The sequence below is a fragment of the Fructilactobacillus sp. X2R5C3 genome (assembly GCF_059901325.1).
In genome coordinates, this window is the sequence record NZ_JBWXUY010000001.1 from 58,758 (window position 1) to 81,251 (window position 22,494).

Genomic DNA, 22,494 nt, shown 5'->3' on the forward strand with positions numbered 1-22,494 from the left:
AACTTGTTAGTGGAATAATACTTTTATTATTTCAACATTGGCTAAACAAGTAGTAACAATTGAGCCAACATCTTAGCCATGCCACAAAAAAGGTCCTTAACTATCGCATTAGTTAAGGGCCTTTGGCATTCATATTGTTAATCATCTACGTCATTATTATAACACATAAATTTCATTACATATTAAACCCAAATTAATTTATTCTTTTGTCTCATTTCTATTTGTCCACTTTATTCCAAAATTAATATGAATTTTGAGAATAACATTTAAAATCACAAATTCAAAACCAACTAAAAATCATGTAATCTTATGTTCTTTAGTATTACTTGTGATACAACATATTTAAAGAGATGATGTCAATGGAAAAAGTTAAAATCCTAAAGTTTGGAAACTCAATTGTTCTTAACTTCAATAGCAAGACTCAAAAAGAATACGGATTAGCTTTGGGGCAAGAATACTTTCTAACTAAAAACCAACAGGGAACACTTATGTTGATTCCTAAAATAAAAACAAATCTATGGTGATAAAAAATATGCCAACGGAAAGCTCTACCAAGCTCCTATTAGTAACAAATAACGAACAAATCAAAGCAAAAAATTCCCTAATTAATGTGTAAAGTGCCCCATAATTATTAGATTATTGTCTAACAATTATGGGGCACTTCAAGTCTTTTTAGGCAGATTTTATTCTCTTTAAATTATGGTATTTCTTACTTCTTGAAATGAACTCAGCTTTTCTAGCATCAACATCTGCTTGTAATCCCGTCCATAATTCAATAGATGTTCCAAAAACAATACTTAAACGAATTGCCGTATCAATAGTAATTTGACGTTTACCATTAAGAATCTCGTTGATCCTTGAATATGGAACTTGCATTTTTTTGGCTAACTCATACCCAGATAAATTCATTGGCTTTAAAAATTCTTCATTTATTATCTCACCAACAGTTGGTATTTTTAAATATTTTTCATTCATCATTTCTTACCTCACTTACTAGTTAATGATAATCAATAAATTCAACATCATAAAAGTCATTATTTTTATAAGAAAAAATCAAACGATATTGATTATTTATCCTGATACTGTAATTTTCGCTTCGATTTCCTATCATTTTTTCTAAATGATTAGATGGTGGCATTCTTAAATCTTCTAAATCTCTTGCTCTATTCATATACATTAATTTTATTAAGAGTTTCTCCTGTAATTCAGGAGGTATCTTTTTAGAGAATTTTCCTTCAAAAACTTTTTTTGTTTCTTTATTACCAAAACTTCTTATCATATGCATTCCCTTATTCTTTGTTATATAAATATTATATCCGTTTCACAGATATAATCAAGGAAATGTACAAATTAATTTTACACATCCTAATTACCCAATACATTAATCACACTAAAGCAACCCACAACCATCCGCAAAACACAATTTTTTAAAGAAAACAAAAAATGCTCCAATTTGCTTAATTGAGGTACACCCATATGCAACTCTGGTTAAATAGTTAATAGACTTTAGTGTATAATTAAAGTTATCTTCGAAATATCTTTTGTTACCACTTTACTTACTACTATTTCAATGCAATAATTCTATTAAATTGTTTACATAATTACAAAAAACATTTCCAAGGAGATAACTTAAGATGCCCTTTGCAAAACAACTACACGATTATATAAAAAAACATTATGAAACCGGAAATTATCATAATTATTATAGTAATTATGATAAAAATAACTATAGTAACATAAAAAGTAGCAAGGATGATTTTCAACTTGGATACAATCAAGCTATAAACGATTATAAACAGAATAAACGATTTAAAAAATATCCTACAAAAATAATCAGAGTCTTAAACATGATTTTTAGAAATAAATTACATGAAATAAATAACTTTATTGATGGTTATAACCAAGCTAAAAGTCGAAATTAAAAAACAAATAATTTTAATTTAAGCTCAAAATTTGGACGATATTTGATTTCGTTTTTTGACAAAAGTATCAATAAATAATTTGCCTTACAAAATGCGACTAAATTTTAAAAAATTTAGTCGCATTTTTACATATTTAACTTTCGAAATAAATATTCGAAAACAATAAGATCCTATTAATCAATTCTTTTATGCATCGAATTCAAAAAGCCAGAACCAATTTTACTCTTAATCATGTCTCTTAATTGGTTTAGCCGGATCACCTACGTAAGTTGAATTGGCGGGAACATCCTTATTGACAACCGAGCCAGCACCGATAATAGCATTCTCACCAATGGTAACACCGGGAAGGACAATGACACCAGTTCCAAGCCAAGCATTCTTGTGAATGTGAATGGCACCAGTAGTAATCAAATTCCGGTGGTCTGGTCGCGTATCATGGTTAAGCGTAATCAGTGAAACTCGTGGTCCAATCAAAACGTTTTCGTCGAGATAAATTCCACCAGCATCGTCAAAGAGACAATCGGTGTTAATTAAAACCCCTGGTTTTAGGAAAATATTGCGACCAAAATCAGTCTGAAGTGGTGGAAAGACAATCACATTTTCTGGTACTTTTCTGCCAGTAATCTTCGCCAGGATTTCCTGTTGCTTAACTGGATCTGGTTCACTGTTAAACTGTTTCAATAATTCAGCATTTTTAAAATGAATATCAAAGATTGGTTTAAACGACGGGTCACGAAAGTCAAACGTCCCACCGTTTAAGGCGGCTTTTAAAAGATCATCTTCTTGGGACATAGATATCTACCTCGATTTTTGTTTTTTAGAGTTATAAAGACTCCTACGACGATTGTATCATCATTATAATGAGAAACAGAAAAATCACATAAATGCCTACCTATAGTATCTAATAGTACTTTTTTAGTGTCTAATAGTACTTTTTCTAATTTCGATACCATGCAGTTTTAGGCCAATTGTGATGTCGTTTCTTTTGACTCTCCATGATTAGCAATCTTTAACCCCATATCCATGCTCATTAAGTCCTTGCTAAAAATATTAATTGTATTTGAATTAATATTACTAAAAACAACCAAAAGCACCGAGAAAATTGAAATTACAACAAACAAAATTAACTTATCCGTTTTCATAGGTGCTATGTTACATAAATAACATTTCGTGATAAAATATTATAACGAAAAATAATAAATTAAGGGGACTACAAAATGAAAGCTAAAACAATTCTTATATCAACATCACTCATTATCATTTTATCGATTGGTTTTCTTGCTTTTGACCTTTTATTTGCTGACCATGCAGCAGTAAGCATTCAAATGAGAGCAATAACTTTATCAAATACTAAAATTAAAAAGTTTAGCAAAAATTTAGCCACTTACAACTACATAAAACGCCATAAATATGAACCACTCAAAAATTTATCTGATGATCAAGGGTCAGTTAATCTTCATTATTATGTAGGATCAATTGGCAACAAAAGCATTGGCATTTATGGTTATCTAAACTATTCTGGGTTCAAAATTTTATTCCCACAATTTCAAGTGAAGTATATAGAGATAGAATAATCAAACTGAATAGACAATATTAACAATGGTGGTTTTAAAATGAAAAAAATAAAATCAAAAACGTGGTAATTCAATTGGCATTAACTTCGATAGTAAGACAAAAAAGAGCCCACCAGCTTTAGCTGATAAGCTCAATCATCAGTTCACCACAAACTGGTGACTTGTGTATCTCTTACTGTTTTAATTATATCTAATATTATTATTTAGTCAATAATGTACTAATTAAGGCGAGTATTTACACCACAATACTAACTATACTCGTCGGTGATTTGATGTATCTCTTACTATCAGTCATTATTCCAGTAATAATTAATTTATTAACTCATTTGATTGAAAAATTAATTGCCTTTTTACTTAACTATTTTTCTGGAACTAAAGACTAGAGAAAAGCTCCTTTCACTTTAGGAAGGAGATTTTTTACTTAGTAGGAAAACTACATAAAATTATTTTCTTTCATGTTATTCTAGCGATTAATCGCATCACAATCAATTCGTTCCTTATGCTCGCTTAGGTCCAGTCCCTTAGCCTCTTCTTCTGGAGTGACTCGCATCTTAGTAATGTGATTTAAAACAATGACAATCAAGAAAACCATGATGGTCACAAACACGATACTGAAACCGGTTGCCAGTAGCTGAATCCAGAACTGATGGAGTGAACCACCAGCAAAAATTCCGCTAAACTTGACCTGCGGATTAATCTTCTTACTAGCGAACAGTCCGGTCAAAAGGCTACCCACGATTCCAGACACCCCATGACAGCCAAACGCATCCAACGTATCGTCGACGTGCAAACGGGGCTTTAAGTATTTAATGAAAGTGTAACTACATAACGTGGCAATGATGCCAATCGCAATCGCACTGCCAATCCCAACGAACCCACAGGCTGGAGTGATGGCAACCAGACCACACAAAGTTCCGGTACATGCGCCCATCAGGGATGGTGCGCCTAGAATGAAGACGTCTAAAATAATCCATGTCAACATTGAAGTTGCCGTGGCAATCGTGGTCGTTAGCATGGCCTGAAAAGCGATGTGATTAATGGCGAGTGCCGACCCACAGTTAAAACCGTACCAACCGAGCCACAAGATGACCGTTCCCAAAAAGACCCAGGTCAGATTATAAGCCTTGTCGTTTTTGCCGCGCTTGTGTCGTCCGAGCATGATGGCCAACACCAGAGCGGTAATTCCCGCGTTAATGTGAATGACCGTTCCACCAGCAAAGTCCAAGACTCCCATCTGTTGTAAAAAGCCCCCACCCCACACGATGTGAACGAGTGGATAGTAAATCAAGATACACCAGGCAATCGTGAACATAATCAAGAACTTAAACTTCATCCGGCCAACGATTCCACCAATCCAAAGGGCTGGCGTAATGATGGCAAACATCATCTGAAACAGCATGTAGGAACCGTTCGAGATGGGACCGGCAGTTGCTGGGGCGGTAAAGTTGAAATTATGTAACATGAAATCATGCAGCCCACCGATAACGTTGAAGTAGTTCCCCGAAAATGAGAGCGAGTAGCCAATGATGACCCACAAAAGAACGGGAATGCTGCACATGATGAAGACCGACATCAGGGTGTTCACCACGTTTTTTCTTGAAACCATCCCGGCGTAGAAAAACGCCAGTCCCGGTGTCATGAAGAACACCAAAATCGTACAGATAAATACAAAAACCTCGTTTGCTGCCATGTTAGTCACGCCCGTTCATCAATTTAGTATACTAATAGTCTAGGCTTTAATTTTCATTTGAACAGATTTAATGTCTCAAAACGTTACATGGAAGACGGAAAAATTTCATCAAGTCGCCTTTCTTGACGTTTACGCCATATGAGGGTTTACCCTTTAACTGTATTAAGAAGGGAGTTGTTATGATGTCTGTTAAAGATAAAGTTGTTGTCATCACCGGTGGCTCTTCTGGAATGGGAGAAGCAACCGCTAAGTTAGCCCTCAAAAGAGGTGCCAAAGTGGTCGTTGGATCACGAAACGAAGAAAAATTAGAACGAATGGCCGATGAAGTTGACCATCCCGAAAACTTTGCCTATCAACAAACTGACGTTACGAAAAAAGACGAGGTGCAATCCTTAGTCGATTTAGCCATCAAAAAGTTTGGCAAGCTCGACGTAATTTATAACAACGCTGGCATCATGCCGCAGGGAATGGTTGACGATCCAGCTAAATTGAGCGAATGGCAGGATATTTTAAACACCAATATCATGGGAGTCCTAAACGGTATTGTGGCCGCGGTTCCTCAAATGAAGAAACAGGGTTACGGCCTAATCATGGCTACCGACTCGGTCGCAGGTCACGTAGTTTACCCTGGTTCAGCCGTCTACAACGGTTCAAAGTACGCCGTTAAGGCCATCATGGAAGGATTGCGTCAGGAACAACATCAAAACGGCATCAAGACCGGGATTGTGTCACCCGGAGCCGTTGATACCAACCTGATGTCAACCGTTCACGACGATCAAATTCAAAAGAGTATTGAACAAAATAACAACACCAAGTATGGCTGGTTAGAACCTGACGACATCGCAGAGATTGCCGTCTTCATGATGAGTCAACCAGAAAACGTTGACATTAACGAAGTCCTGGTTCGCCCAACCGACCAAAACATCTAATAAAACTTTGATTTGACTCCTATTCAATGAGTGGGAGTTTTTTGTCACAGAATCTTAATCAATTTTGGAACCCATTTACTTGAATCAGGATTAAATTTAGCGTTAAATGATCTCGTATTGGAAGTCATAAGTTGGAAGAGGGGTTTTATTATGACAATCGAAAATAAAGTTGTAGTTATCACAGGTGGTAGTTCTGGGATGGGAGCTGCCACCGCCAAGTTAGCTTTGTCTAGGGGCGCCAAAGTGGTCGCCGGTGCTAGAAACGAGGAACAACTTGAAGAACTTTCCACCGAAGTTGATAATCCAAAAAACTTTTCTTACAAAATTACTGACGTTACTAAAAAAGAAGACGTCCAGGAACTGACCGGCATGGCAATTGACAAGTATGGTCAACTAGACGTCATGTATAACAACGCTGGCATCATGCCACAGGGTCCTGTCGACGACCTTGATCGTTTAGCCGATTGGAAAAAAGCTATTGACACCAACATCATGGGAGTCTTGAACGGAATTGTGGCGGCGGTCCCACAAATGAAACAACAGGGTCAAGGTTTAATCATGGCCACCGATTCCGTTGCTGGTCACGTGGTTTACCCTAATTCCGCCGTTTATAACGGTTCCAAGTATGCCGTCAAAGCCATCATGGAGGGTCTCCGTCAGGAACAACACCAAAATGGAATTCGGACTGGGATTATCTCACCCGGTTTTGTCGACACCAACTTGATGGACACCATCAACGATGACAAGATTAAAAAACAGATTGAAGCTGGCAAGCATGGTTGGTTAAGTCCCGAAAACATCGCAGAAATCGCCGTCTTCATGATGAGTCAACCAGAAAACGTTGATATTAACGAAGTCTTGGTTCGTCCAACCGACCAGGATGTGTAAGTGAATATACCAAATAAGCCCTTACTCAAATCGAGTAAGGGCTTATTTTTTTGAAAAACTAGTCATTCTAATTTCATTAAACTATTGTTCAGTCAAACATAATTAATCCTTATCAACAATCAATAACGATTTAATGGCTTCTCGTTTATCCATGGCGGTATAAGCATCCTTGACGTGGTCTAAATCAAATTCCTTGGTAAAGACTTTTCCGGGATTAATCTTGCCGTCAAGAACCGCCTTCAACAATACATCACGGTCGTAAGTGGTAACGGGCGCAATGCCGCCACGCAAACCGGTGTTGTTGTAAAAAAGTTTGTTGGTATTCATGTCAGCCTTTTGGGGAATTCCCACCCGGCCAACGACAGCGCCTGGTCTAGCAACCTTAGTTGCCGTATCAACCGACTGTTCGGTTCCAACACATTCAAGGATGGCATCAGCGCCAGCTCCGTCAGTTAGTTCCATCACGTGCTTCACCGCTTCATCCCCACGTTCTGGGACGATGTCAGTGGCGCCAAACTCCTTGGCTAACTTTTGGCGATCCTCGTGACGACTCATGGCAATGATGCGTTTTGCGCCACGCAACTTGGCCGCAATTACACCACAAAGGCCGACGGCACCGTCACCCATAACGACAACGGTGTCACCGTCCTTCACTTCGGCGCTGGCAGCGGCGTGATAACCCGTTGCCATGACGTCAGAAAGGGTAACTAATGACTTCAACATCTCATCTGAATAGTCCGATGGTTGACCCGGAATCTTGACGAGTCCCCAATTGGCGTTGATGTATCTGAAGTACTGGGCTTGATAACCAATGTTTGCACCCTTCTCCTGGTTCATGCAGTTACCGTCAAAGCCCGCCAAACAAGCGGCACAGTGACCACAACCATGGGTAAATGGGGCAATCACAAAGTCACCGGGTTGAACGTCCTTGACGTCGGACCCAACTGAATCGACAATCCCGATGGCTTCGTGACCAACAAAGGTATCGCGTTTTCGTTCGTCAATGCCACGATACCACCAGAGGTCAGAACCACAAACGCTGGCCCGCACCACCTTGATAATGGCGTCGGTTGGTTTTTCAATCTTGGGTTTAGGCGTGTCAACGAGTTCAACATCACCCGGTTTGATAAATTCCGTTGCTTTCATTTCAATTCCTCACATTCATTTAACTAAGCTTTTCGATTAATTCCTAAACTTTCTCTTACATCCAGCTGGTCATCTTGAAGCAGGCGCGTCGCTAGGTCAGCAATACTGGCAACGGCTACCCGATTACCGCTAACATCTTGACCTTTATACGTAATTTCGTATTCACTACTGCCGTTATCAAACCATCCCGGTCGAATTAACGTGTAATCTAAATCAGAACTTTCAATCACATCGGCCGCCTCACGATACGGTGCCAGTCGCGGATTATTTTTCAGGTTTCCACTTGCCGAAATTTCTTCAGGGACTTCATTATAAATGCCCATTGACGTAATGAAGACTAGGCGTTTGACGTTTTCATCATCCATGGCGGACACAACGTTCCTGGCCATTTCCGGTAAGTTGCCACTAAGCGCCACAAACACTTCATCCTGACCATGCACTACTTTTTCAAGGTCAGATAAATCATTTACGTCGCCACTTACGGCTCGTTCACGATCATCATCACTAAACCTTTGACCTGCACTTCTTGAAAAGAGTGTCAAAAAATCATCGGTCTTTTCCAACAGGTTCTTTCTGACCTCTTGACCGACGTTTCCGGTCGCTCCAATAATTAAAATTTTCTTCATAAATTATGCCTTTCGCATTCTCATTACTTAACGAAATTTTGAATGGTCTTTGGATCACGGTGGTCAAAGAATTGGCTTTCACCCTTGTCCAACTTGGTGATCTCCTTCATATCATCGTCACTTAATTCAAAGTCGAAGATATCAATGTTTTCTTCCATCCGATTCTTATGAGTTGATTTAGCCAGGGTCACGATTCCACGTTGAAATTCCCAACGTAAGATGACCTGACCAACACTCTTATCGTACTTGTCACCGATTGCTTTCAGGGTTTCATTGTTAAAGATAGCGTGTTTGCCTTCCGCAAATGGAGCCCAAGCTTCTGGACGAACATCAAATGATTCCAGATAGTCGACGGCGGTCTTTTGTTGTTCCCAAGGATTAATCTCAATCTGGTTGATGGCGGGCTTAACGTCGTTGAACAGTGCCAAATTGGTAATCTGATCATCGTAGAAGTTGGAAACCCCAATGGACTTAATTTTGCCCGCTTTTTGAAGTTCTTCAAGGGCCCGCCATGAACCGAAAGTGTCGCCGTAAGGCTGGTGAATCAGGTATAAATCAAGGTAATCCAGTCCCAATTTTTTGAGGCTGGTCTCAAACATTTTCATGGTTTTGTCGTAACCACTGTCAGTGAACCAGACCTTAGAGGTGACAAATAAATCCTCGCGTTTTACGCCAGACTTCTTCAAACCCCGACCCACGGCTTCTTCGTTTCGGTAGTATTGAGCCGTATCGATTAAACGATAACCCGATGCGATGGCGTCGATGACCGATTGTTCGGCCTCTTCTGGGTTGGTGATTTGAAAGGTCCCAAACCCAGTTGCGGGCATTTGGTTGCCGTCATTTAATGTAAAGTATTCCATAATAACTCTCCTTATCTGTTATTTATTAACTACACATAATTTACACCTTTACTTGGACTTGAATGCAAGTAAAGCGTTTTGTAGGAAAGAAAAAACAACCAAAGATTGGTTGTCTTAAACCGGTTCATCTTCAAATTTTGCCATCCAGTACACGTCATGATAACTTCCGTTAACGTAAAACTGGTCTTTGAGCGTTCCCTCAATCTTAAAGCCAAACTTTTCGTAAATATGAACGGCCGGTTTGTTTTGCACGTCGACGTACAAGAAAATCTTGTGGAGGTTCAACGTCTCAAATCCATAGTTCACACAGGCATCAAACGCCGCCTGCGCAATGCCATTACCAACGAATTCGTCGCCAAGCGCAATCTCAATCTCAGCGTTCCGATCGCGTGGATTAATATCAATCAACGCCACGATGCCAGCGAACTTGCCCTTGACGTCAATCGCAAAATTGCGAATGGCCGGATCATTGTTCTCACGTTCGTATCTTTCGTTAAGGGACGACATAGAAAGATATGGTTCGGTAAACCAGTAGTCCATGGCGCGTTTATCATTAAACAGTTCATGGAGTTTGGGTAGATCAGTTTTCTCTAAAACACGTAATTTCATTAATTATTCCTCGGTTGTCTTTTAATTAGTGCCTAAATCTTATCAATCTTTCGCCACTTTGACAATTTCAGAACTAGCCCTTTAGTTGTTTAATCATTGCGGGATCACGGTGATCAAAGAACTGACTTTCCTTCTTGTCCAGACCAGCAATTTTCTTCATATCATCGTCACTTAATTCAAAGTCAAAGACATTGATGTTTTCTTCCATTCTTGATTTATGAACGGACTTAGCCAATGGTAAAATTCCACGTTGAATCTCCCAACGTAAGATCACTTGTCCCACGCTCTTGTTGTACTTATCACCAATTGACTTCAAAGTTTCATTATTGAAAATAGCATGCTTTCCTTCTGCAAATGGGGCCCAAGCTTCTGGGAGAACGTCAAATGATTCTAGGTAGTCAACGGACTTCTTCTGTTGCTCCCATGGACTAACTTCAATTTGGTCAACAGCAGGTTTCACGTCGTTGTAAATTGCTAGATTAGTAATCTGATCATCGTAAAAGTTAGAAACCCCAATGGACTTAATCTTTCCCTCTTTTTGAAGGTCTTCCATGGCACACCATGAACCAAAGTTGTCACCATATGGTTGGTGAATCAGGTAAAGGTCAAGATAATCTAAATCCAATTTTTTCAAAGTTTCCTCAAAAGCAGCCTTCGTTTTATCGTAACCAGTGTCGCTTAACCATAATTTTGAAGTGACAAATAAATCGTCACGAGCAATCCCGGATTGTTTGATACCTTTTCCAACGGCTTCTTCATTTCCGTATGCTTGAGCGGTATCAATCAAACGGTAACCAACGTCAATAGCATCTTTGACTGCTTGAGCAGCTTCTTCTGGATCAGTAATTTGAAACGTCCCAAATCCCACTTTTGGAATTTTGTTGCCATCATTTAAAGCAAAGTATTCCATAATATCTCTCCTCAAATTAATTTAATATTGATTAACTATTGATAATCTACACCTTCATGTGCACTTGAATGCAAGGGTAGTGAACTAATTTGCTTTTTGAATTGTTTTATCACATAATAACGATACATTTGGAGATGATAAATTGTTAAATATTAATGAAGCTAGTAAAGAATTTGGCGTTTCCAAAGCCACCCTTCGTTACTGGGAAGATGCTCAATTATTGCCCGAAATAAAACGTGATGAAAACGGAAATCGGGTTTACGATAAAACCGATTTAAATTGGATTTTCTACGTTAAAGTTTTAAGAGAAGCCGGGATGCCAATCCGTAAACTAAAGAAATTCGTGTCAATGCTACAAAATCAAGAGTCTAACGATGACCGCAAACAAATCTTGATTGAACAACGAGATGAACTTCAAGATCAGGTCCAAAAAATCAAAAAAACATTAAACTATTTAAATTACAAAATCGATAATTTCGATTCTCACATGTTAACGTATGAAAACGAAAAGCTAATTTATGAAAAAGAAGAGGGACCAAGATAATTGGCTCCTCTTTTCCTATACAATTTGATTCTTTTTTGCTTCTTGAATCGTTGATGACACATTCATCAACTTCATACCGTACCGATTCGATACGTGTTCCCAAACATGCGTAATGTGTGGAAGTGCATCTTCTGGAGACATCCCATCAACAATTAAATACATATCTTTTCCATCAAATGGATTCCCATTATCTTTATATAACGTCATTCGATCAATCATAATTTTCATGTATGCTGACATTGACGACCAATAAACGGGAGTTCCAATAATTAAAGTATCAGCCGCTCTAATTTGTTCAATGACTTGGTCAAATTGGTCATCACTACGATCTTGTTGTCCCAGTGGATAAACCGTGTAATCAACCAAGTTGACCGTTCTAAAATATGAATTAATCAATTCCTTGGCAATTTTTGCTGTATTACCATCTTTATCCATACTTGTATTCACAAACAATTTCATAAAATATACCTCCTATTTAAACGTAAACTAAGTTTAAATCTTACAGTGCACTTGAACGCAACTATGGAGTAAAACAAATGAACCCATAAAGTCGACTTTTGGTCTAACTCTATGAGTTCATCCCGTTTCTAATTATTAATATTGATTATCATTTTGCTTTATCAGGGTGTCCCTGCAAGTAGATGGTGTGGGTGTTTAAGAATTCATCAATTCCATGTTTACCATCGTCACCACCAATTCCAGATTCTTTCCAACCAGAATGTGAACCATTAATGGCTTCAAAGTTGTAACGGTTAATGTAGGTTTCACCGTCTTCGAGTTCGTTTGCGGCTCGATGAGCGTTATCCAGATTCTCGGTAAAGATTGATGAAGTAAGGCCAAAGTCACTATCGTTAGCCATCTTGATGGCATCACTTAAGGTCTTGAAGGTCACAATTGGGAGAACTGGTCCAAAAATTTCATCTTGAATAATCTCAGAATCCTGTTTGACGTTCGTGATGACCGTTGGTTCGTAGTAAAAGCCACCTTCGATGTTCAACTTGTGACCACCAGCGGTAACCTTACCGCCAGCTTCAACGGCTCGGTCAACCATTTTCGAAACTTTATCCAAAGCTCCTTGGTTAATCAACGGACCCATCCCAACGTTTTCGTCCTTCATCGGATCGCCAACCGTAATTTCTGACATTTTCTTCGATAATTTCTTGATAAATTCGTCGGCCACGTCTTCTTGGACGTATACTCGTTCACAGTTATTACAGATCTGACCGTTATTATCAACTCGGGAATCAATGATGGATTGAACCGCCAAGTCAATATCAGCGTCTTTACATACAATGGCGGGAGCTTTTCCACCAAGTTCAAGTGACACTTTGGCCAAATGGGTAGCGGCACTCGTCATGACTCGTTTCCCTGATTCAACCGAACCAGTCAGACTAATGATGCCGACCTTTTTATTCTTTGACAATTCGTCGCCAACGACCGAACCAGGTCCCGTAACAATGTTAACGACGCCCTTAGGAATGCCAACTTTTTCAACGATCTTAGCGAATTCGAGCGCTAAGTTCGGGGTGTCAGAACTTGGTTTCATCACAATGGTGTTCCCGGTGACTAGTGCTGGACCCATCTTTCTGGCAATTAAGAAGAACGGGAAGTTCCATGGAAGAATGCCGGCCGCAACGCCAATTGGTTGTTTTTCAATCATGATACTTTCGTCTTCGTTATCAGATTGAAGGATTTCCCCCTCATAGGTTCGACTGGCACTTCCCATGTAGTCAAAGTAATCAGCTGAGAACAGAATCTCAGTGGTGGCAAGTGACTTAATCTTACCCTGTTCTTCTTGAAGCATGTAAATCAAATGATCTTTTTGTTTACGAACTTCGTTTGCGACCGCGTGCAAATACTGACCCCGGGTGGCAGCTGGAACCTTCTTCCATGATTCTTCGGCTTTAGCTGCGGCATCGATGGCTTGTTTAGTCTCTTCCTTACTAGCACTAGGAACGGTTGAGATTGCCTGTCCCGTCGCTGGATTGAGCACCGTTAATACTTTTCCTGAATCTGAATCTTTAAATTCTCCGTTAATGTACATTTGGTAATGTTTTAATTCAGCCATAATATGATGCTTCCTTTCAATAACGTTTAATTTCAACAATCATGTTAAAGTGATTTAATCAACCTTATTTGCCGGGTTGGTAGTCCTTATCAATTACTAATACCGGTTTAATCGTCTTTCCGCTGATGGAATCAGCATTGGCTTCGTTGATTTCATCAAACGGGTAGAACTTCTCGGTCTTATCAAAGTCGAACATGCCTAATTGGTAAAAACGAATTAAACGGGGAACGTCGACTTGCGGAATCGAATCACCCATGTTAACACCGACAACCTTGCGATCACTGGTACAAAGGTCGTTCCAAGTATCCAAGTTAATGTGCTGGTCGGTGACGGCAATCGTAGCCGTTGTTCCACCTTGAGCCAAGGCTTGAATAGAACTTTCCATGACCTGCTTAACGCCAGTCGTATCAACGGCATAGTCGACTCCGTGCCCATTAGTTAATTTCTTGATGGCTTCAACGGGATCCTCGTCTTTACTGTTGATGGCATCAGTGGCGCCGAGTTCCTTGGCCAACTTCAAACGGGAAGGAACGATGTCAACGGCAATCACACTGGTACATCCGGAAATGCGACCAGCCATCATGGCAGCTAACCCAACGGCTCCAGTTCCAAAGACCGCAATCGTTGAGCCGGGCTCGGGCTTTAAAGTATTAAAGACCGTTCCGCTACCAGTCACGTAGCCACAACCTAATGGTCCTAACTTTCTCAAATCGAGGTCCTTTGAGACCTTAACGGCGTTTCGTTCACGAACCACCGTGGTCGTGGTAAACGATGATTGGTCAAACATGTCGGCAACATCGTGTCCATTTTCGGTAAAGTGCGCACTGCCGTCGGGACGAACCCCCGATAGATTATTGGCCGCGTAGTTTAAACATTGAGTGGGAATTCCCCTTAAACAGTTAATGCAGTTTCCACAACCATAAAATGACAGAACGACGTGATCGCCGGGCTTAAAGTCTTTTACTTCCGAACCAACCTTTTCGACAATCCCAGAACCTTCATGACCCAGAATAATCGGATAACCAATCTCGGCCGTGCCCTTTCTTAAAGCTTCATCTGAGTGACAAATTCCGGTCGCAACCATGTGAACTTGTAAATCATCTGGTTGCATTTTGGCTAATTCGACATCATCTTTAATTTCGAACTTGCCATTTTTCTTATTAACGACCGCTGCTTCAATCTTCATAAGTAAACCCTCCCATAATGTAAAATTGTTAATTATTGAGCAATTATGATCAAAGAAAAAGCTGATTTCATTAATCAACAATTGATTTTTTAAACTCTTTTCTATAAAACAGGATTGGAATTTTCGAAATGATTGGTTTGATCTGTAACCGCTTACAGATTGTTATACTCGTCTTCTAAAAAAATTCAAGTTATAACACATCAAAATCATAATTATCTAAGAAATTATTCTTTCAAACCCTTGTGTTTCTAGTAGAGTCAAAAGCCAAAAAAATTCCCCAATATTGTGATGGAATAAACTTTAATTATGTATAAAAAAGGGAATCCCAATAAATGGATTCCCTTTACTTAATTATTTAATTTTCGCTGGCTTCAAGATTGGCTTCTCCCAGAAATCAAGCGCACAAATCGAGTTGATAATGTAATAGATGTATTTGCCAACGTTTGCGAAGTTGCCCTGCACGATGGCCTTTAGTAACTGGATCAGATTGTAGACGAACCAGTACTTCCACTGAACGGTCAGTTTCATGGCGTTTAAAATGTTCGCAGTCAGCGACAAATCAAACGCAATCACGACAATCCAGAATAACAAATGCGTGTAACCGTTAGGCCAACCAACCAGATTGGCTTCAAACGAAAATACCAGACTCAAAAGTAAAATGCTGGTCATGACGACCCACTTCTTGATTCCCGTATACGGTTTGGTCGCCTTGTACTTAGCGGTCTTCATCCACTTATTAATCGCAAACGTGTAGATGATGAAAGTCACCGGATAGGTAACGACCGCCGCTTTATTACCTAAAACGTAATCAATAAAGCCGGACAGAACTACGTTAATGATGCCAATCACGTTGCCGAGGTTATTCATTCTCCCAGTTAAACGCGTTGAATAAATGGAGAGGACGGCGTTTACGATCGAAATAATTCCAAACGGAACAAAGACCGCCCAGGAGCCCCAGTGCGTGACGTCTGCCAGATTCTCCGTCAGATAACCACTCGCAATCGACGCAATCACCACGATTGCGACTCCAACTAGGTCAAACCATCGACTTTTTGCTAATGCATGTAACATTATGAACATCTCCTCATTGTTTTTAGCGAGGCGTATCGGAAGCAACCCTCGTTATTTAGTTTTTTGTTACAAACAATTGAACGGCTCGATTATAACACCATTATCATTACTAGAAGTCAAATTTTGAACGTAAAAAAAGACAACCCGGATGGATTGCCTAATTAGTCTAGTTCGATTTGCTTTGACTATCTTTCGCTGTTTCTTGATGCTTAGTCTTAGAACTATCTTTATTTGTAAAGTGATTAATAACCATGTGTAAAACAATAATAAACAGGATGGCACCAACTAGGACGCCGACAATTCGCTTCAAACTACCGTTAATGATGTACATCCCACCAACGATATAAATAATTGACTGTGGGATTGACCCAATCACAACCGCTAGAACCAGTAGTTTGCGTGATATTTTGAACCGTGAAGCCGCGTAACTAATTAAATAAACGGGGAAGAATGGGATGGCATAACCAATACACAGAATGATAAAGGGATGCTTAACGTTACTAAAACTCAATTCTTTATCTCGATAATTACTTGCGATGTTACGAACGGACTTAATCAACTTAACACTGCATAGTCCACCAAGGGTTAATCCAATTAAATTAATAAAAAAGCCCAGAACGTTTCCAAAACAAATGCCGGCTAACACACAGATTACTTGATAAGGAACAAATGGTAACAGCGTCGCAAACGTTAAAACAATTAAAAACAGAGCCGCATCAATGACCCCATGCTCATGAATTTCTTTGACGGCCACGCCCCTCTGACTCGGATCAAAAAACATCCGAATCTGTGGAAAATAATCTTTAAACAGAATCACTAATCCAATAACAACGATAATCGCTAAAAGACAGTATACGATTTTCTTGTTTTCTAATTTTTTTATGATGATAAACTTCCCCTAACATTAATTGAATAGGGAGATTCTAACACATGTCACGAAACGATAAAACCGATTTTACAAAATTAAATTCCATAATGCCATTTCTTTCTTAACTTTCACCACTAGTCTATAATCAATCCTAATAGTCACATTCAAGGAGGTTTTTAATTTGCACATTGACACAAAATTAATTCACGGCGGAATCACTGGTGACAAGGAAACGGGAGCCGTTTCCGTCCCGGTCTATCGCGCCTCAACTTTCAAACAAACTAAGCTGGGAGGCAATCCACGCTGGGAATACTCACGGACGGGCAATCCGACCCGTTACGCCTTTGAAACCCAGATGGCAGAACTCGAAAACGGAACTGCCGGCTTTGCCTTCAGTTCGGGGACCGCTGCCATCAATACCATCCTTTCGATGTATTCCAAGGGTGACCACATCATTGTCGGACAAGACCTGTATGGTGGGACGATTCGTCTAATTAATCAGGTGATGAAACGTTTTGGACTAGAGTTTACGGCCGTTGACATGCAGGACACTGATGCTGTCGAGGCTGCTTTTCAGCCCAACACTAAAGCCATTTACTTTGAGACCCCCACAAACCCACTGCTGACGGTAGCCGACATTCATAAATTATCCGAAATGGCGAAAAAACACGGTGCCAAAACCATCGTTGATAACACCTTTGCGACCCCTTATAATCAGAACCCATTGGATTTGGGCGCTGACGTGGTGGTTCACTCAGCTACAAAGTATCTCGGTGGACACAGTGACGTGGTGGCGGGCGTTGCCGTTACTAACGACGACCAGATTGCCGAACAGTTGGCCTTTCTGCAGAATTCCATCGGTAGTACACTTGGACCAGATGACAGTTGGTTGGTTCAACGTGGCATTAAGACGCTGGGTGCTCGCATGCGGGTTCACCAGGATAACACCAATGCGATTCTTGATTTTTTCAAAAATGAACCCAAAGTTGCGAAGGTTTACTATCCTGGTGATCCTGACAATCCGAACTACGAAGTGGCAAAGAAACAGATGCGTAACTTTGGTCCCATGATTTCGTTTGAACTTCAACCAGGACTGTCAGCGAAAACCTTTGTCGAAAGTTTGAAAATCATCACCCTGGCCGAAAGCCTTGGCGGCGTGGAAAGCTTGATTGAGGTTCCGGCGGTCATGACCCATGGTTCCGTTCCAAGAGCAGAACGTTTAAAGGACGGAATTGCTGACGGTCTGATTCGTTTGTCAGTTGGGATTGAGGATAAGGAAGATTTACTGGACGATTTGAAACAGGCGTTTGATAAAATTTAGGAAGTAAAGAACTAGCATATTTAGATACGAATATGCTAGTTCTTTTATTTTGCCGAACAATATTTTTTAATCATGAGGTACCAAATTAACTTATATTGACAATTATTCTAACTTCGGTAAAATTATTAAAAAACAAGGAGGAAGTTATGAATTTATCTAAAAAGTTTGTAATTCCAATTCTTTGCGTAACAATGTTGTTTATTCTAAGTGGATGTAAGAATTTCTCGTTAAATAGCTCCGGGAAAGATTACTTAAAAGTATATGATGCAAATAACAAAGTTATTGAAACGGCAAAGGGTCATAAAAGCACTGATATTCTTTCAAAAATAGATAAAAACTATAATTCAGTAAAAAAAGAAAGGGTTCCTAAGGATGCTAAAGTAAGCTATAAATATGTAAGTCATAAAAGCAAACACAATATTAAAACTTCTTTGACCGTATATTCAAATTATAAGATCGCAAAAGTGAGCGGAATTCCAATGATTGGAAATGGCATTATTCACTTAAATCAAAATGAATTTAACGAATTAAATAATCCTAATAAGCTAATTAATAAATACTAATAAAGTTAATTATTGGAAACGATAAATTAACGGGTCGCTTTAATATCCATATATAATAAAAAAAGCTAATCATCACTGATTAGCTTACCCAAATTAACGCACCTGAAATACGCGCTTGGAAGAGATGCGCAATATCTCTTCCTTTTTTTATTACACTATTATTGTATGTGATAAACGCATAAATGTCAATCCAACTTTTTTTACTCCCAATCAACCTCAATCTGTTAAACTGAAACCAAATAATTAATGGGAGGCATATTATGACTAGAAAAATTGGAGTCATTGGTGACGGTCACGTGGGATCAACGGTGGCAAATTACATCGTTGTGAACGGTTTCGCCGATGACTTAGTAATGATTGATAAAAACGACGCCAAGGTCAACGCTGACGCAATTGATTTTCGGGAGGGCATGCCTAATTTACCCTTTCACACCAATATCATTGTGAATGATTACAACGCTTTAAGGGACGCTGACGTTGTTATCTCAGCCCTTGGTAAGATTAAACTGTCAAATAACGACAGTGACAATCGTTTCGCCGAATTATCCTACAACATCGAACAAGTCAAAGAGGTCGCACCTAAGATTCGCGACTCTGGCTTTAATGGCGTTCTAATTGCCATTACCAACCCGGTTGACGTGATTACCCAGTTGTATCAACAAATTACTGGTTTACCGAAAAAGCATGTCATTGGAACGGGAACACTCCTAGATTCCGCCAGAATGAAACGTGCCGTTGGTGAAAAACTAGGAATTGATTCACGCTCAGTCACTGGTTACAACCTTGGTGAGCACGGTAACTCCCAATTTACCGCATGGTCGACCGTTCGGGCTCTTGACCAACCAATCGAAAAGTTAGCCAAAAGTCGTCATCTTGACCTCGACACCTTAGACCAGGAAGCGCGCCACGGCGGTTTTAGAGTAATGCAAGGTAAGGGTTACACCAGTTACGGAGTTGCCAGTGCCGCAGTGCGACTCGCAAATACCATTCTCTCTGATGCCCGCACCGTTTTGCCAGTATCCAACTACCGTTCCGACTATGGCGTATACTTCTCCTATCCAGTTGTAGTTGGAAGAGACGGCGTAATCGAAGATGTCCCACTTGATTTAACCGATGAAGAGAAAGATAAACTCCAGGCTTCCGCCAACTTTATCAAAAAGAACGTTGAAAAATACAGTTAAAACACAAACACACCATAACCACTAGATTTTCTAGCAGTTACGGTGTGTTTTAGTACTGTCAGCAATTAAAATCACCACAGCAGACGTAATAATAAAAAAAGCCAATCATAGTGGACTAACTCACCTATGATAATCGCATCCAACTTGCGATGAGAAAAAAGTTAGAGATTTCTTCTCGTTTTTATTATATGGAATAAATGGTTGGGTGTCAATTTAAATCGAATCCATAAAAAAATGATTGCCCCACCAGGCAATCATTTTATTTTATATTTATATGAGCAGCCAAGGACTTGAACCTCAATCTCACGAATAAAGAATTCGTTGCTCTAACAAGTTGAGCTAGCCGCTCGCAAGCAAAACTCAATTACATTTACCAGTATAATGCATATTAGCGCGTTCGACAACACTTTTTACAGTCGATTAATGAAAACTTCATAATTTTAATTACTAGCGACGATGTCGATTAAACTTCCTGATTTGCAGAATTAAGTAGACTAACAACAGAAGGATAACCAGTAATTCAATCGCGCCCATGACCATCTTCATCACATTTACTGGATTGGTCGATTTGTAAACGACGGGGACACTCATGGAACTGTTTGGTAATAAGTCTAATTCATTTTGAGACGCCTGGATGTTAACCGTTCCAACCCTCTCGCCCTTCGTAATTGGAGCAAGTGGCGTTTTGAAAACCCTAGAGTGGTTGGTAGAGACAAAGTCTGTCTTTAATTTTTCACCCTGCGGTAACCAGTACGTTTGAGGTGCAGTCAAGCCAATTTTAGTTTTAGGATTTTGTCCGTTAACAACGTTGACGGTTTTATTTTTAATCACGTTGTCACCAATCGTAATTGGTTCCAGGCTCTGACTGATTTGATTGAGCATTAATTGAGTTTGGGCGAAGCGCTGTTCCTTGGGCGCTCCCAAAACGACGGTGATCACGCGGTCGTTGTTACTAGTACCAGTTCCCACAAAATTCTCTCCCGCAGTATTACTGGTTCCCGTCTTTAATCCGTCAATCTTAAATGGATTAGTTTGGCCCAGAAGTAAGTTAGTGTTCTTGTGCGTCTTTCCATCCCATTCCAACGTGGTCATTGAGGTAGTCTTTAAGATTTGCGGGTATTGAGTAATTAATTTCTGTGCTAATTGAGCTAATTCCTTAGCTGACATCGTATTCTCAGCGTCATCACTTAATTTAGGATTCTTTAGCACGCCTAAATCGTGATTAGCCAATCCACATGCGTTATAGAATTGCCCGTTCTTAATTCCCAATTTTTTGACTTCTTGATTCATCATTTGACCGAAGTCGTGGTTAGGACCTGCCAAATATTCGCCAAGTGCCATGGCAGCACCGTTAGCAGAACAAACCAGACTCGCGTCGTACAGTTGTTTAACCGTGTATGATTGACCAGCTTTCAACGGAACGTTGGTAAAATCATCCTTCTGACTCAAACTGGCAATCCCAGGGCTAATTTTGACCTTGCTGTCCCACGAGATCTTTTTTGCTTTTATTTGGTTTAATACAATATATGTAGTAATAAGTTTACTAACGGATGCGATCGGCAACTCTTGGTTAGCGTTTTTGCTATAAATGATCTGGCCGCTGGTGGCATCAACGGCAATGGCACTTTTGGCCTTTATGTTAATTTCATTTTGTGAAATGGGCGGCTGTTTGTTACTAGCATCGACCGTACTAGGATTGAAGATCAGCGGCATGATTAAAAACACCAGCGAAAATATCACGCTCAGCGTCAGTAATTGATGTTTTTTACTTTTCAAAATCAAATGACCTCTTTTTATTAAATGATATTTTTTGTAGATAACACTTATACGTCTATTGTACTAAATTAATAAAATAATCAAAATATGCCATTAAAAATAAAAAGCCAATCATCACTGACTAGCTCAATCAAAATATTTCGTTATTCAATATTGATAATTAGTTCCACCACAACATCACATAAACAATAGTGGCAAACGCAAAGAAAATCCCATTAATTACGTACGTTTTCTTGGTTGGATAACACAAGAAATCGATTAAGTTCAGAATTAGGATAATGGGCAACCCAATTATCGTAAAACCACTCACAATAGAATCAATAAATTGCGGCATTTTCATTCCAATCATGATCAAACCAAGCAGCAACGCAGAAACCACATAAATCAGGTTAATGATAAGCATCCCAACTGATGCGTACTTACTGTATTTAGTTGAACTTGACTTACCCTTTTTAAACAAGACGTTATAAAACAAAGCGTAAACCACAGCAAACACCACCATTCCGTAGATTAAAATAATCCAAAACATGGCGGGACTAAGGGTGAGGCTAGTCTTAATGTTTATAACCGCAAACAATTCAGGAAAACTACCGAAAACAATCAAAGCCGAAAGCAATGGTGCCAAGATAAACTTACCTAATGACTTAAGAAATCGCATGTAGACACTCTTCTTTCAATTAAATTCAATCCTTAGGTAAATTATACTATAAACGAAAAAAATACCAACTAACTCCCATTTGGAATTAGTTGGTATTTTTGACT

At 39.4% G+C, this 22,494-nt stretch carries 25 protein-coding genes and 1 tRNA gene; 9 read left to right on the forward strand and 17 right to left on the reverse strand.

The window, feature by feature from the left end:
- Positions 1–359 precede the first annotated feature (359 nt).
- Positions 360–524 carry a hypothetical protein gene (locus AC6UDE_RS00260; RefSeq protein WP_500696221.1) on the forward strand — a complete coding sequence of 55 codons (165 nt, stop codon included), beginning with the start codon at positions 360–362 and terminating at the stop codon, positions 522–524.
- A gap of 148 nt (positions 525–672) precedes the next feature.
- Here AC6UDE_RS00260 and AC6UDE_RS00265 read toward each other — a convergent pair whose 3' ends face one another.
- Together AC6UDE_RS00265 and AC6UDE_RS00270 are read right to left on the reverse strand one after the other, a co-directional pair.
- Positions 673–978, reverse strand: coding sequence for a HigA family addiction module antitoxin (locus AC6UDE_RS00265; RefSeq protein WP_500696222.1), 306 nt, complete (start codon positions 976–978; stop codon positions 673–675).
- A 19-nt stretch (positions 979–997) separates the two neighbouring features.
- Complete coding sequence (locus AC6UDE_RS00270) at positions 998–1,279, reverse strand: type II toxin-antitoxin system RelE/ParE family toxin (protein WP_500696223.1); 282 nt, start codon at positions 1,277–1,279, stop codon at positions 998–1,000.
- A 355-nt stretch (positions 1,280–1,634) separates the two neighbouring features.
- Between AC6UDE_RS00270 and AC6UDE_RS00275 the strand changes: the two genes are divergently transcribed.
- A complete protein-coding gene (locus AC6UDE_RS00275; protein ID WP_500696224.1) occupies positions 1,635–1,922 on the forward strand; it encodes a hypothetical protein in 288 nt (95 codons plus the stop codon).
- 225 nt (positions 1,923–2,147) lie between these two features.
- On the opposite strand, the gene AC6UDE_RS00280 is transcribed toward AC6UDE_RS00275, so the two are convergent.
- Positions 2,148–2,714 carry an LbetaH domain-containing protein gene (locus AC6UDE_RS00280; RefSeq protein ID WP_500696225.1) on the reverse strand — a complete coding sequence of 189 codons (567 nt, stop codon included), beginning with the start codon at positions 2,712–2,714 and terminating at the stop codon, positions 2,148–2,150.
- 425 nt (positions 2,715–3,139) lie between these two features.
- Here AC6UDE_RS00280 and AC6UDE_RS00285 point away from each other — a divergent pair, with 425 nt between their 5' ends.
- Positions 3,140–3,496 carry a hypothetical protein gene (locus tag AC6UDE_RS00285; RefSeq protein WP_500696226.1) on the forward strand — a complete coding sequence of 119 codons (357 nt, stop codon included), beginning with the start codon at positions 3,140–3,142 and terminating at the stop codon, positions 3,494–3,496.
- 463 nt (positions 3,497–3,959) lie between these two features.
- Here the strand turns inward: AC6UDE_RS00285 and AC6UDE_RS00290 are convergent, their stop codons facing one another.
- Positions 3,960–5,186, reverse strand: coding sequence for an ammonium transporter (locus AC6UDE_RS00290; protein WP_500696227.1), 1,227 nt, complete (start codon positions 5,184–5,186; stop codon positions 3,960–3,962).
- 182 nt (positions 5,187–5,368) lie between these two features.
- Here AC6UDE_RS00290 and AC6UDE_RS00295 point away from each other — a divergent pair, with 182 nt between their 5' ends.
- Positions 5,369–6,115, forward strand: coding sequence for an SDR family oxidoreductase (locus tag AC6UDE_RS00295; protein WP_500696228.1), 747 nt, complete (start codon positions 5,369–5,371; stop codon positions 6,113–6,115).
- A gap of 150 nt (positions 6,116–6,265) precedes the next feature.
- Positions 6,266–7,003, forward strand: a complete 738-nt coding sequence (locus AC6UDE_RS00300) for an SDR family oxidoreductase (protein ID WP_500696229.1) — start codon at positions 6,266–6,268, stop codon at positions 7,001–7,003.
- A gap of 102 nt (positions 7,004–7,105) precedes the next feature.
- On the opposite strand, the gene AC6UDE_RS00305 is transcribed toward AC6UDE_RS00300, so the two are convergent.
- The 5 genes from AC6UDE_RS00305 to AC6UDE_RS00325 form a co-directional block, all read right to left on the reverse strand.
- A complete protein-coding gene (locus AC6UDE_RS00305; protein WP_500696230.1) occupies positions 7,106–8,149 on the reverse strand; it encodes a zinc-dependent alcohol dehydrogenase family protein in 1,044 nt (347 codons plus the stop codon).
- Positions 8,150–8,172: 23 nt separating this feature from the next.
- Positions 8,173–8,775: an NAD(P)H-binding protein gene (locus tag AC6UDE_RS00310; protein ID WP_500694232.1), complete on the reverse strand. Its 603-nt coding sequence runs from the start codon at positions 8,773–8,775 to the stop codon at positions 8,173–8,175.
- A 23-nt stretch (positions 8,776–8,798) separates the two neighbouring features.
- Positions 8,799–9,635, reverse strand: coding sequence for an aldo/keto reductase (locus AC6UDE_RS00315; protein ID WP_500696231.1), 837 nt, complete (start codon positions 9,633–9,635; stop codon positions 8,799–8,801).
- 114 nt (positions 9,636–9,749) lie between these two features.
- Positions 9,750–10,244 (reverse strand): GNAT family N-acetyltransferase, encoded by a 495-nt coding sequence (locus tag AC6UDE_RS00320; protein ID WP_500696232.1) that lies wholly within the window; start codon positions 10,242–10,244, stop codon positions 9,750–9,752.
- A 73-nt stretch (positions 10,245–10,317) separates the two neighbouring features.
- The gene (locus AC6UDE_RS00325) at positions 10,318–11,154 is read right to left on the reverse strand and encodes an aldo/keto reductase (protein ID WP_500696233.1); all 837 of its coding nucleotides are present in this window, start codon (positions 11,152–11,154) and stop codon (positions 10,318–10,320) included.
- 142 nt (positions 11,155–11,296) lie between these two features.
- On the opposite strand from AC6UDE_RS00325, the gene AC6UDE_RS00330 reads away from it, so the two are divergent.
- Positions 11,297–11,698 carry a MerR family transcriptional regulator gene (locus tag AC6UDE_RS00330; protein WP_500696234.1) on the forward strand — a complete coding sequence of 134 codons (402 nt, stop codon included), beginning with the start codon at positions 11,297–11,299 and terminating at the stop codon, positions 11,696–11,698.
- Between the two features lie 15 nt (positions 11,699–11,713).
- Here the strand turns inward: AC6UDE_RS00330 and AC6UDE_RS00335 are convergent, their stop codons facing one another.
- The 5 genes from AC6UDE_RS00335 to AC6UDE_RS00355 form a co-directional block, all read right to left on the reverse strand.
- Positions 11,714–12,157, reverse strand: coding sequence for a flavodoxin family protein (locus AC6UDE_RS00335; RefSeq protein ID WP_500696235.1), 444 nt, complete (start codon positions 12,155–12,157; stop codon positions 11,714–11,716).
- A gap of 148 nt (positions 12,158–12,305) precedes the next feature.
- Positions 12,306–13,766, reverse strand: a complete 1,461-nt coding sequence (gene aldA / locus AC6UDE_RS00340; RefSeq protein WP_500696236.1) for an aldehyde dehydrogenase — start codon at positions 13,764–13,766, stop codon at positions 12,306–12,308.
- 64 nt (positions 13,767–13,830) lie between these two features.
- Positions 13,831–14,952 (reverse strand): NAD(P)-dependent alcohol dehydrogenase, encoded by a 1,122-nt coding sequence (locus AC6UDE_RS00345; protein WP_500694228.1) that lies wholly within the window; start codon positions 14,950–14,952, stop codon positions 13,831–13,833.
- A gap of 351 nt (positions 14,953–15,303) precedes the next feature.
- Entirely contained in the window at positions 15,304–16,023 is a 720-nt protein-coding gene (locus AC6UDE_RS00350; RefSeq protein WP_500694227.1) for a nicotinamide mononucleotide transporter, read from the reverse strand.
- A gap of 166 nt (positions 16,024–16,189) precedes the next feature.
- Complete coding sequence (locus AC6UDE_RS00355) at positions 16,190–16,804, reverse strand: TVP38/TMEM64 family protein (RefSeq protein WP_500696237.1); 615 nt, start codon at positions 16,802–16,804, stop codon at positions 16,190–16,192.
- A gap of 268 nt (positions 16,805–17,072) precedes the next feature.
- Here AC6UDE_RS00355 and AC6UDE_RS00360 point away from each other — a divergent pair, with 268 nt between their 5' ends.
- The 3 genes from AC6UDE_RS00360 to AC6UDE_RS00370 all read left to right on the forward strand — a co-directional run bounded on the left by AC6UDE_RS00360 (position 17,073) and on the right by AC6UDE_RS00370 (position 19,956).
- A complete protein-coding gene (locus tag AC6UDE_RS00360; RefSeq protein WP_500696238.1) occupies positions 17,073–18,212 on the forward strand; it encodes a trans-sulfuration enzyme family protein in 1,140 nt (379 codons plus the stop codon).
- A gap of 146 nt (positions 18,213–18,358) precedes the next feature.
- On the forward strand, positions 18,359–18,775 hold the full coding sequence (locus AC6UDE_RS00365; protein ID WP_500696239.1) for a hypothetical protein: 417 nt from the start codon (positions 18,359–18,361) through the stop codon (positions 18,773–18,775).
- A 260-nt stretch (positions 18,776–19,035) separates the two neighbouring features.
- A complete protein-coding gene (locus AC6UDE_RS00370) occupies positions 19,036–19,956 on the forward strand; it encodes an L-lactate dehydrogenase (RefSeq protein WP_500696241.1) in 921 nt (306 codons plus the stop codon).
- Positions 19,957–20,231: 275 nt separating this feature from the next.
- Here the strand turns inward: AC6UDE_RS00370 and AC6UDE_RS00375 are convergent.
- The 3 genes from AC6UDE_RS00375 to AC6UDE_RS00385 form a co-directional block, all read right to left on the reverse strand.
- Positions 20,232–20,305, reverse strand: a tRNA-Lys gene (locus AC6UDE_RS00375).
- A gap of 98 nt (positions 20,306–20,403) precedes the next feature.
- Positions 20,404–21,732 carry a D-alanyl-D-alanine carboxypeptidase family protein gene (locus AC6UDE_RS00380; protein ID WP_500696242.1) on the reverse strand — a complete coding sequence of 443 codons (1,329 nt, stop codon included), beginning with the start codon at positions 21,730–21,732 and terminating at the stop codon, positions 20,404–20,406.
- 160 nt (positions 21,733–21,892) lie between these two features.
- Positions 21,893–22,390: a hypothetical protein gene (locus tag AC6UDE_RS00385; RefSeq protein ID WP_500696243.1), complete on the reverse strand. Its 498-nt coding sequence runs from the start codon at positions 22,388–22,390 to the stop codon at positions 21,893–21,895.
- Positions 22,391–22,494: the final 104 nt, after the last annotated feature.

What these genes read in the sequence shown, in the direction of transcription:
- aldA (WP_500696236.1), bottom strand. Translation starts at nt 13,766, where the DNA reads ATGGCTGAATTAAAACATTACCAAATGTACATTAACGGAGAATTTAAA.
- AC6UDE_RS00295 (WP_500696228.1), top strand. Translation starts at nt 5,369, where the DNA reads ATGTCTGTTAAAGATAAAGTTGTTGTCATCACCGGTGGCTCTTCTGGA.
- AC6UDE_RS00275 (WP_500696224.1), top strand. Translation starts at nt 1,635, where the DNA reads ATGCCCTTTGCAAAACAACTACACGATTATATAAAAAAACATTATGAA.
- AC6UDE_RS00290 (WP_500696227.1), bottom strand. Translation starts at nt 5,186, where the DNA reads ATGGCAGCAAACGAGGTTTTTGTATTTATCTGTACGATTTTGGTGTTC.
- AC6UDE_RS00315 (WP_500696231.1), bottom strand. Translation starts at nt 9,635, where the DNA reads ATGGAATACTTTACATTAAATGACGGCAACCAAATGCCCGCAACTGGG.
- AC6UDE_RS00300 (WP_500696229.1), top strand. Translation starts at nt 6,266, where the DNA reads ATGACAATCGAAAATAAAGTTGTAGTTATCACAGGTGGTAGTTCTGGG.
- AC6UDE_RS00260 (WP_500696221.1), top strand. Translation starts at nt 360, where the DNA reads ATGGAAAAAGTTAAAATCCTAAAGTTTGGAAACTCAATTGTTCTTAAC.
- AC6UDE_RS00370 (WP_500696241.1), top strand. Translation starts at nt 19,036, where the DNA reads ATGACTAGAAAAATTGGAGTCATTGGTGACGGTCACGTGGGATCAACG.
- AC6UDE_RS00350 (WP_500694227.1), bottom strand. Translation starts at nt 16,023, where the DNA reads ATGTTACATGCATTAGCAAAAAGTCGATGGTTTGACCTAGTTGGAGTC.
- AC6UDE_RS00320 (WP_500696232.1), bottom strand. Translation starts at nt 10,244, where the DNA reads ATGAAATTACGTGTTTTAGAGAAAACTGATCTACCCAAACTCCATGAA.
- AC6UDE_RS00310 (WP_500694232.1), bottom strand. Translation starts at nt 8,775, where the DNA reads ATGAAGAAAATTTTAATTATTGGAGCGACCGGAAACGTCGGTCAAGAG.
- AC6UDE_RS00385 (WP_500696243.1), bottom strand. Translation starts at nt 22,390, where the DNA reads ATGCGATTTCTTAAGTCATTAGGTAAGTTTATCTTGGCACCATTGCTT.
- AC6UDE_RS00345 (WP_500694228.1), bottom strand. Translation starts at nt 14,952, where the DNA reads ATGAAGATTGAAGCAGCGGTCGTTAATAAGAAAAATGGCAAGTTCGAA.
- AC6UDE_RS00270 (WP_500696223.1), bottom strand. Translation starts at nt 1,279, where the DNA reads ATGATAAGAAGTTTTGGTAATAAAGAAACAAAAAAAGTTTTTGAAGGA.
- AC6UDE_RS00365 (WP_500696239.1), top strand. Translation starts at nt 18,359, where the DNA reads ATGAATTTATCTAAAAAGTTTGTAATTCCAATTCTTTGCGTAACAATG.
- AC6UDE_RS00305 (WP_500696230.1), bottom strand. Translation starts at nt 8,149, where the DNA reads ATGAAAGCAACGGAATTTATCAAACCGGGTGATGTTGAACTCGTTGAC.
- AC6UDE_RS00285 (WP_500696226.1), top strand. Translation starts at nt 3,140, where the DNA reads ATGAAAGCTAAAACAATTCTTATATCAACATCACTCATTATCATTTTA.
- AC6UDE_RS00280 (WP_500696225.1), bottom strand. Translation starts at nt 2,714, where the DNA reads ATGTCCCAAGAAGATGATCTTTTAAAAGCCGCCTTAAACGGTGGGACG.
- AC6UDE_RS00335 (WP_500696235.1), bottom strand. Translation starts at nt 12,157, where the DNA reads ATGAAATTGTTTGTGAATACAAGTATGGATAAAGATGGTAATACAGCA.
- AC6UDE_RS00325 (WP_500696233.1), bottom strand. Translation starts at nt 11,154, where the DNA reads ATGGAATACTTTGCTTTAAATGATGGCAACAAAATTCCAAAAGTGGGA.
- AC6UDE_RS00355 (WP_500696237.1), bottom strand. Translation starts at nt 16,804, where the DNA reads ATGTTTTTTGATCCGAGTCAGAGGGGCGTGGCCGTCAAAGAAATTCAT.
- AC6UDE_RS00265 (WP_500696222.1), bottom strand. Translation starts at nt 978, where the DNA reads ATGATGAATGAAAAATATTTAAAAATACCAACTGTTGGTGAGATAATA.